The organism is Pseudobythopirellula maris (assembly GCF_007859945.1).
GTDB classification, from domain to species: domain Bacteria; phylum Planctomycetota; class Planctomycetia; order Pirellulales; family Lacipirellulaceae; genus Pseudobythopirellula; species Pseudobythopirellula maris.
Genome location: NZ_SJPQ01000001.1, coordinates 1629967 through 1638388 on the forward strand (window position 1 = coordinate 1629967; position 8422 = coordinate 1638388).

The 8422-nt window shown below is 66.8% G+C and carries 6 protein-coding genes; 5 read left to right on the forward strand and 1 reads right to left on the reverse strand.

The annotated features are described in order from the left end of the window. Nucleotides 1-344: 344 nt before the first annotated feature. On the reverse strand, nt 345-1979 hold the full coding sequence (gene purH, locus Mal64_RS06090) for a bifunctional phosphoribosylaminoimidazolecarboxamide formyltransferase/IMP cyclohydrolase (RefSeq protein WP_146398065.1): 1635 nt from the start codon (nt 1977-1979) through the stop codon (nt 345-347). A gap of 756 nt (nt 1980-2735) precedes the next feature. Here purH and Mal64_RS06095 point away from each other — a divergent pair. The 5 genes from Mal64_RS06095 (at nt 2736) to Mal64_RS06120 (ending at nt 8256) form a co-directional block, all read left to right on the forward strand. Next, entirely contained in the window at nt 2736-4550 is a 1815-nt protein-coding gene (locus Mal64_RS06095; RefSeq protein WP_146398067.1) for a S41 family peptidase, read from the forward strand. Between the two features lie 181 nt (nt 4551-4731). After that, on the forward strand, nt 4732-5166 hold the full coding sequence (locus Mal64_RS06100) for a Panacea domain-containing protein (protein ID WP_146398070.1): 435 nt from the start codon (nt 4732-4734) through the stop codon (nt 5164-5166). Nucleotides 5167-5169: 3 nt separating this feature from the next. Next, nucleotides 5170-5619, forward strand: a complete 450-nt coding sequence (locus tag Mal64_RS06105; RefSeq protein ID WP_146398072.1) for a hypothetical protein — start codon at nt 5170-5172, stop codon at nt 5617-5619. Nucleotides 5620-5800: 181 nt separating this feature from the next. Next, the gene (locus tag Mal64_RS06115) at nt 5801-6409 is read left to right on the forward strand and encodes a hypothetical protein (protein WP_197525495.1); all 609 of its coding nucleotides are present in this window, start codon (nt 5801-5803) and stop codon (nt 6407-6409) included. A 311-nt stretch (nt 6410-6720) separates the two neighbouring features. Then, the gene (locus tag Mal64_RS06120; protein WP_146398077.1) at nt 6721-8256 is read left to right on the forward strand and encodes a tetratricopeptide repeat protein; all 1536 of its coding nucleotides are present in this window, start codon (nt 6721-6723) and stop codon (nt 8254-8256) included. Nucleotides 8257-8422: the final 166 nt, after the last annotated feature.

Sequence of the window (8422 nt, forward strand, 5' to 3'; positions counted from 1 at the left end):
AGGGCGTGTCGAGAGGGCGAGTGCGGCGGCGGCGGGTCCTAGGGAAGAGCCGCAACCGACCAGCGGTCGCCGCTCAACCACCCTCCGAAACCGCGATTGCGTGCAAGCCCGTGCACACAAAACCGACCGATTCCGACAGTATCGACTTATAACACGCCTCTTTCACGCAAACAAGCGAATCGCCCCCCCTTTGCTCGTTGCCGCGTGCAGGGGGGGCCGCCTCCAGCGGTCGGGCGTCGCCGCCGCCGCAGATTAGTGCGAATCGCACGGATGCGTAGCGTGTGTGGCGGTGTGATTCGGCGTCGATCAGGCGAAAACAACGCTACGGCTATCGTTCGTGCGTTCTAGTGCCTGAAGTGACGGCGGCCGGTGAACACCATCGGCACTCCGAGCTCGTTGCAGGCGGCGATCACCGACTCGTCGCCCCGCGATCCGCCTGGCTGGATGATCGCCGTGACGCCAGCGGCGTGGGCGGTCCGCACCCCGTCGTCGAACGGGAAAAAAGCGTCGGAAGCGAGCACCGACCCCGTCGATCGGTCTCCCGCTTTGCGGATGGCGATCTCGACCGAGTCGACACGGCTCATCTGGCCGGCGCCCACGCCGACCAGCGCCCCATTGCTCGATAGCACGATGGCGTTCGATTTGACGTGCCGGCAGGCGGCCCAGGCGAATCGCAATTCGGCCAGCTGCTCGTCGGTAGGCTTCGTGTCGGTCACCACCCGCCACTCGGCCTCGGGATCGGGCTGGTCGTCGGCTTGTTGCACGAGGCAGCCGCCGTCGATGGTGCGGACCAGTGGCGCGCCGTCGCCCGGCTCGACGGCGCCGACCTGGAGCAGCCGCACGTTGGCCTTCCACTTCGGCTTGGTGGTGAGGATCTCGAGCGCCTCGGCCGAGTAGCCCGGGGCGACGATCGCCTCGACAAACTTGCCCGGCTCGGCCAGGCACTCGGCCGCCGCGGCGTCGACCTCGGCGTTGAAGCCCAGGATGCTGCCGAACGCGCTCACCGGGTCGCCGGCCCAGGCGCGCTCGGTCGCCTCGCCGACGGTCGTCGCCGTGGCGGCGCCGCACGGGTTGTTGTGCTTCAGCACCGCCACGCCCGGCGCCGGCAGCGAGCGGGCGCAGGCGAGCGCCGCGTCGAGGTCCAGCAGGTTGTTGTAAGAGAGTTCTTTGCCGTTGAGGATCTCGGCGTTCACCAGCGCGTGCGGGCCGGCCTGGGGGTCGACGTACAGGGAGGCCGCCTGGTGGGGGTTCTCGCCGTAGCGCAGCGTCGCCTTGCGACGCATGTCCGACGTCAGCCGCGGCGGGAACACTGCGTCGGCGTCGGCCCCCTCGCCACCCTCGAGCCCGGCAAAATAAGCCGCGATCGCCGTGTCGTAAGCCGCTGTTTGGGCGAACGCCTCGCCGGCGAGCCGGCGCCGCAACTCGGGGGTCGTGGCGCCGGACGACTCGATCTGCTGCAGGATCTCGTCGTATTGGCTCGCCTTGCCGGCGACCGTGACGAACGCGTGGTTCTTGGCCGACGAGCGGACCATCGACGGCCCGCCGATGTCGATCTGCTCGATCGCCTCGGCCACGGTGACCCCTTCGCGGGCGATCGTCTCCTCGAACGGGTAGAGGTTCACCACGACGAGCTCGAACGGCACGATGCCGTGCTCCTCGGCCGAAGCCATGTCGCCCGCTTGGTCGCGTCGGCCCAGCAGGCCGCCGTGCACGCGCGGGTGGAGCGTTTTGACGCGGCCGTCCATCATCTCGGGGTAGCCGGTGTAATCGGCCACGTCGCGAACCGCGACGCCGGCCTGCTCCAGGCAACGCCGGGTGCCGCCGGTGCTGAAGAGCTCGACACCTAGTTCGGCGAGCCGCTTGCCGAACGCCTCGAGGCCGGTCTTGTCGCTCACCGAGAGCAAGGCCCGCTCGATCTTGGGGCTCGCGCCCGAGTCGATCAGGCGTTGGATCGGGGCTTCAGTGTCAGCAGCGGCCATGGTGGCGAGTCCTTCCGAGAGAGAGATTCGGGGGGCGGGGAGGGCCGGGTCGGAGCGGCAGGCGGCTCGACGACCCAGGCCAATCGCGAACGATAGCACCTTCGCGAGCCGCTCACAACGAGCCAAGGGGGGAGGGAATGCCCCCCCGGGTTGGTAAGTCTTACAAAACACGGGGCCCGCCCGAACGGTCCCGAACCGGCCGCGCGGGGCGCCCGTAATCAGGCATGTCGCCCGCCGGTCCCTCACGGGACGGGTCCTTTACGGGACAGGGGGGGACAGAACTTCTGATCAATGTTGCCGGGCGACTGGAACGCCCGGCTTGTCTGGCAAGACGCCGTTTCCATTGCACCAGGAAACGCGAGGCGCGGCCCCTAGCGGGTTGTGTGGGTTGTGACGACGCGAGCATCGCAGACTCGTCGCAACCGTCCCCAGCGATCGAATCGAGACGCCCCGTTGGGGGCGTCGCTCCGGCTGTGCGGGTGTTACGCCCGCCGCGACGGCGGGCCGGGCAAGAATCGTCAAAACGATTTTTGACCACCCGTGATTCGTGACCTATATTCGACTGGCAGAGAGGTCGGCACGTCGCCCTCTCACCACGGATTCGGACAGGCGGCCCGAGCCCCCCCACCGGGAGGCGCCGGGCCGTGTCAGCTGGGACGCGACCCGAACCTTGGCCCTTGTTGCGCAGGAACCCTCCCCGGTCCTGAAATTTTCGCGCAACGAGCCACGCGCCTAGCTGAGACGGAACGAACCATTATGCCAATCCGGCTGCCCCGCTGCTTGCTCGACGCCACGCTGCTGTTCACCGTGCTCGCCGTCCCGGCGGCTGCGCAACAGGGCGTGCTCTCGTCGCCCTACGAATCGTCTCCTTACAAGGCGACTAGCGCCCGTGGGGCGACCGGCGACATCGTCGAGATCCCCGCCGCGGCCCTGCCGCAGGAGGCGCTCCGCCGGCTCGACGAGGGCCGGTCGTTCGAGTCGCAACGCCGCTGGTCCGACGCCGCCGCCCTTTATGAGGAGGCGCTGCGTGAGTTCCCCGGCGACCGCCGCCTGCAGGAACGCTACAGCGTTTCGCGGCTGCACCTGAGCCTCGACCAACGGTACCACGACGGCAGCTTCGTCCACGCGGTCCGCGAGCTCTCGGCCCCCGATTCGTACGACCTGTACGGCGAGCTGCTGGCCAAGATCGAGTCGCACTACGTCATCGACCCGCCGTGGGGCGAGATCGCCCGCCTCGGCGCCTCGGCCGTGCAAATCGCGATCGAAGACGACCGTTTCCAACAGACCAACGGCGTGCGAGCGTCGGCCGAGTCGCTCCGCGCTCTCAGCCGAGAGATCGGCTCGCTCTACAGCAATTGGCCCCCGATCCGCTCGCGGCAAGAGCTCAGCCGGTTCACCAACGAGGTCGGTCGGCTGGCCGAGCAGCGGGTTGGCGTCGGCCGGGCGGCCTGTGTGCTGGAGTTCACCGCCGCGGCCGCCAACGGCCTGGACGGCTACTCGTCGTTCCTCACCCCCGACCAATTGCGTGACGTTTACTCGCAGATCGAGGGCAACTTTGTCGGCCTGGGCGTGGAGCTCAAGGCGGACAACGGCGCCCTGCTGATCGTGCGTGTCATCCCCGGCAGCCCGGCCGAGAAGGCGGGCATCGTCGCCAACGAGCGGATCGTGGCGGTCGACGGCAAAGCGACCCGCGACTACACCACCGACGAGGCGGCCGGCATGCTCACCGGCGAAGAAGGCTCGCAGGTGCTGGTGACGATCGAATCGCCCCACGCCGGAGCGAACCAGCCCCACCTGGTGGCCAAGCCCGCCGCCGGCGCCGCCCCGCGTGCTCGCAGCCAGCAATCGAGCGGCCAGCGGGTCGTGACGGTCCGCCGCGAGCATGTCGACGTGCCGAGCCTCGAGCAGTCGCGGATCATCGACCCCGACTACGGCGTGGCGTACGTGCGGATCCCGGTGTTCCAGAAGTCGACCAGCCGCGACCTCGAGACCGCCCTGTGGGACCTGCACCGCCAAGGGATGCGGAGCCTGGTGATCGACTTGCGGGGCAACCCCGGGGGCCTGCTCACCTCGAGCGTCGAGCTGGCCGACAAGTTTGTCGCCCAGGGCGCCATTGTCTCGACCCGCGGACGCAGCGAGGGAGAGGACTTCGACTACCGAGCCCACCGGGCCGGCACCTGGCGGGTGCCGCTGGTGGTGCTGATCGACGGCGACAGCGCGTCGGCGAGCGAGATCTTCGCCGCCGCGATCCGCGACAACCGCCGCGGCACGCTGGTCGGAGCCCGCTCGTTCGGCAAGGGCAGCGTGCAAGGAATCTTCCCCATGTCTCGCGCCGGCGCCGGCGTGAGACTGACGACAGCCAAGTTTTACTCGCCCAGCGGCCAGCCGATCAGCAAGGTCGGAGTTAGCCCCGATATCGTCGTGCGACATGCTACGAGCTCGGCCGATGGGCGTCAGACAACGGGATACCGAGGGGCCCCCGAGAGCGGGGCCGCTGGCAGCGGCGCCTCGGGCGACGAGGCCCTCGACAAGGCGATCGAGACCGCCCGCCGCCAGGTGGCGATGCGGTAGGCGGGCGAGCGTTATAGCTACTGGCAGAAAAGCCTTCGGATTGGTCGCCTACTCTGGCTTCGACGCAAACCGTTCTGCCGCAATATTTTGTGGTTCACGTGAACATGTCGGCTGAATAGAATGGCACCGTGGAATAGGGTTCTTTTGTCGACCACCTCCCACTACGAAGCCCCTCTCCGCCATGGCCACCGTCTACGACATCAGTAAGTACATCCTGCGTAAGTTGGGTCCGACTACGCACATGAAGCTCCAGAAGCTGGTGTACTATGCGCAGGCTTGGTCGCTCGTGTGGGACGAGAGACCGCTGTACAAGAGCCAAATCGAGGCGTGGGCAAATGGCCCGGTTGTGCCCGGCCTCTACCGGGAGCTCAGGGGGAGCTTTCGAGTGACCCCTAATGACCTTGATCTCGGCGACCACCGGAATCTTACGGATGAGGAACGCGAGACGATTGACGCCGTCCTTAACCATTATGGCGACAAGCCCTCTCAGTGGCTAAGCGACCTTACCCATATGGAAGAGCCTTGGCGGAATGCGCGCATCGGGGTTGCGCCGGGGGAACGCAGCAAGAACGAGATTACCCGAGCAGCTATGGCCGAGTACTACGGCAGCCTGTGACCGATGGGACGCAAGAACGCCAACAAGAAGCCCAAGCAAGGTGGGCAACCGGCGCCTCGCAAAGTCGTCCGCCAGCGAGAAGACCCGACAAGTAGCAACCACGAAACGCCCGTTTGGCTCTTCGGGAATTTCGACAATGATTCCCAGTGGGGTCTTTCAAGTATCAGCCCCGATGTCGCCTCGGAGGTCCTCAGCAAGCTGAAGAATTACGAGAGTATGACTTGGGGGGCTATCGAGCGGGACAAGAAACGCAACCACTCGGTCGGTGTCGAACAGTTCTGTACAGCGGCCCGGAAGCGATTCCTTGAGTTGAATCTGGACGTCGACGAGCTGTTCCGCTTTCGGTTCGATGGCGTTTCCAGACTTTGGGGAATACGCGATCGGCATCAATTCAAGGCTGTCTGGTGGGACCCCAACCACGAGGTGGCGCCGTCAAAGAAAAAGCACACTTAGCGGTGTCTGCCACCCAGGCGGGCGCAGCGGCCCAATTACCGGCCCCGCCCTTCGAGCCGTCAGTTGACGGGCCGATCGGCCATGGGCGATACTTAACCGCCTAGCCGCCCGGGCTGTTTTCTCTGTGCCCTGAACGTTTCTGCGGCTCGCCTGATCCTCTATTCCACTTTTAGCGCCCCCTATGCCGAAGCCGCAAGACGAAGACGACGACCTGTTCGAAGAGGACTTCGAGTTCATCGAAGAGGACGACGACGATCTCGAGGCGGACGACGCGGATGTCGACGACGACGCCGACGATGAGGCCGAAGAGGTCGAGGAGAAGCCGCGCAAGAAGCCCGCTAAAAAGGCGGCGCCCAAGAAGAAGGTGGTGGTCGACAAGACCGTCAAGAAGGCGGCGCCCAAGAAGAAGCCGGGCAAAAAGAAGAAGGCGGCCAAGGCCGACGGCTTCGCCGCCAACCTGTTCGACGACGAGGAGCCCAAGAAGTCGAAGCCCAAGGCCGAGAAGGCGCCCGCCAAGGCGACCAAGTCCAAGCCGAGCAACGACGACAAAGACTCCAAGGACGCCGCCGCGGCCCCCGCTCCCAAAGAAGAGCCCAAGCCGACCGGCCCGCCGACCGATTCGGTCATCCATGTCTACAACACGGGCCGGTTCGTCCGCACGCTCGACCGCGAGTTCACGGCCGACGACGCCGAGAAGTTCTCGGAAGAATACACCCGCACCAACAAGCCGTACGGCCGACGGGCGTTTGCGGGCAAGAAGGGCGAGACGCCCGATGAGATCCTGCAGTAGGGCTCTGCTCCTTGAGCTGCCAGTGGCCTCGGGTCCTACTGCTGGCTGCGAGGGGCTGGGGTAGAGGTCAGGACGCGTCGGCGACACGGCTATTCGCAGGGTCGGTCACGCAATCGACTTAGCCCGTGTGACCGGGAGAACCGGAACCCTTTTTCGCTTCAGGGCGTCCAAGGGTCATCGGCCCGGCGCCCGGGGGCGACCTAAGCTGGTGCAGCGACGGCTGCGCCGTGAGGGTGCGGCGGTCGGTAACGGCAGGGCGAGGCTTCCGGGCCCCCCTGCCCCCACCAAGCCATCGACCCTCGAGTCCCGCCATGAATCTCCGTCTTACTCGTTTGCTCGCTCCCGCGGCCCTCGCCCTGCTGCTCGCCGTCTCGCCGGCTGCGGCCCAAGACCAAGGCATGGCCCAGGCCGAGCTGGACCAGGCGCTCGAGGATGGCCGCAACGCCTTCCAGTCGGGCGACTTTGAGACCGCCGTGAACGCCTTCTCCAAGGTGGTCACGCTGAGCGGCGGCTACCGGCCCGAACCGCTTTTGTTCCGCGCCAAGGCGTTCATCCAGCTCGAAGAGTACGAGGCGGCCCTCGAGGACCTGAAGACGGCGCTGACTTACGGCCAATCGCAACCTGCGTTCGCCGCCGAGGCCCGCAGCACCCGCGGCGAGCTCTACATGAAGCTGGGCGCCTGGGACCGGGCGCTCCCCGACCTGCAACAGGCCGCCAAGACCGACCGGGGCAACCCGCAGTACCAGTTCGACCTGGGCAAGACGATGGTCAAGCTCGGCGGCATGGAGGCGGGCGCCAAGTCGCTCACCCGTTACCTCAGCGCCGAGGTCGAGGGCGAAGACGCCCAACGGGCCGACGCGCTCCGCCAGCGCGCCTCCGCTTACGCCGCGATGCGTAAGACCGAGGAAGCGATCGCCGACGTCGACGCCTCGCTGCAGATCGAACCCAACAACCACGAGGCCTACTACACACTCGCCACGATCGCGATCGCCGATGAGGACTACCCCATGGCGGCCGAGCATCTGCGAGCCTCGATCGAGAACTACGTTCCCGAGAACGAAGACGACGAGATGCCGTTCGTCCAGGGCTACCTGACCCGCGCGTTCGTGCTCGAAGAAGCGGGCAAAGAGGCCGAGGACGAGGCTGCCAGCCGCGAGTTCTACGCCGCCCAGAAGGCGACCTGCGAAGAGCTGATCTCGCTGCTGCCGGAGAAGAACCCCCAGACCCCCGGCGCCCAGGCGGCCGCCTACTTCCGTCTCGGCGTGGCCGAGAGGATGCTCGGCAACCTCGACGAGGCGGTCAAGGACATGTCGATCGCGATCGACACGAACCCGAGCATGGGCGAGGCTTACTTTCGTCGCGGCATCTGCTTCCACTACCTCGGCGAGGAGCGGATGGCGATCCTCGACTTCACGACGGCCTCGAACATCGACTTCGCCAGCCCGCGGGCCAACCTCTGGAAGGGCCTCACGTTCGTCAAGCTGGGCGACTACCAGCAGGCGATCCGGGCCTACGGCGACTCGCTCGCCGTGAGCGACCGCTACGTGCCGGCCTACGTCAACCGCGGCCTCGTTTACCTGCACCTGGGCGAGTACGAGCGGGCGGTCCGTGATTTCGACGAGGCGATCCGCCTGCAGCCGACCGAGGCCTCGCACTACTACCGCCGCGGCACGGCCTACGGCCTGATGGGCGAGCACGACCGGGCGATCAAGTCGCTGACCAACGCGATCGAGTTCGACGAGGAGTTGGTCGGCGCCTACAACGCGTTAGCCAACGAGCTCGAGGCCAGCGGCCAGGACCAGTTGGCGGTCGAGTACCGCCGCCGGGCGAGCGAGTTGGCCGAATAGGCGACTCGCACGGCCGCGCTCCGCACTCCGAGGCGGGCGCCAATCCTGTTCGGCACTGCGGTTGCTCTTCGGGTTCTGACTGTGGGGGGTGGGGGGTGGCGGACCGTTAGGCGGCCAGCGGCGCCAAGGACAGGCGGGCCATTCGTGCCGAGCGCGCAGCGTCGAT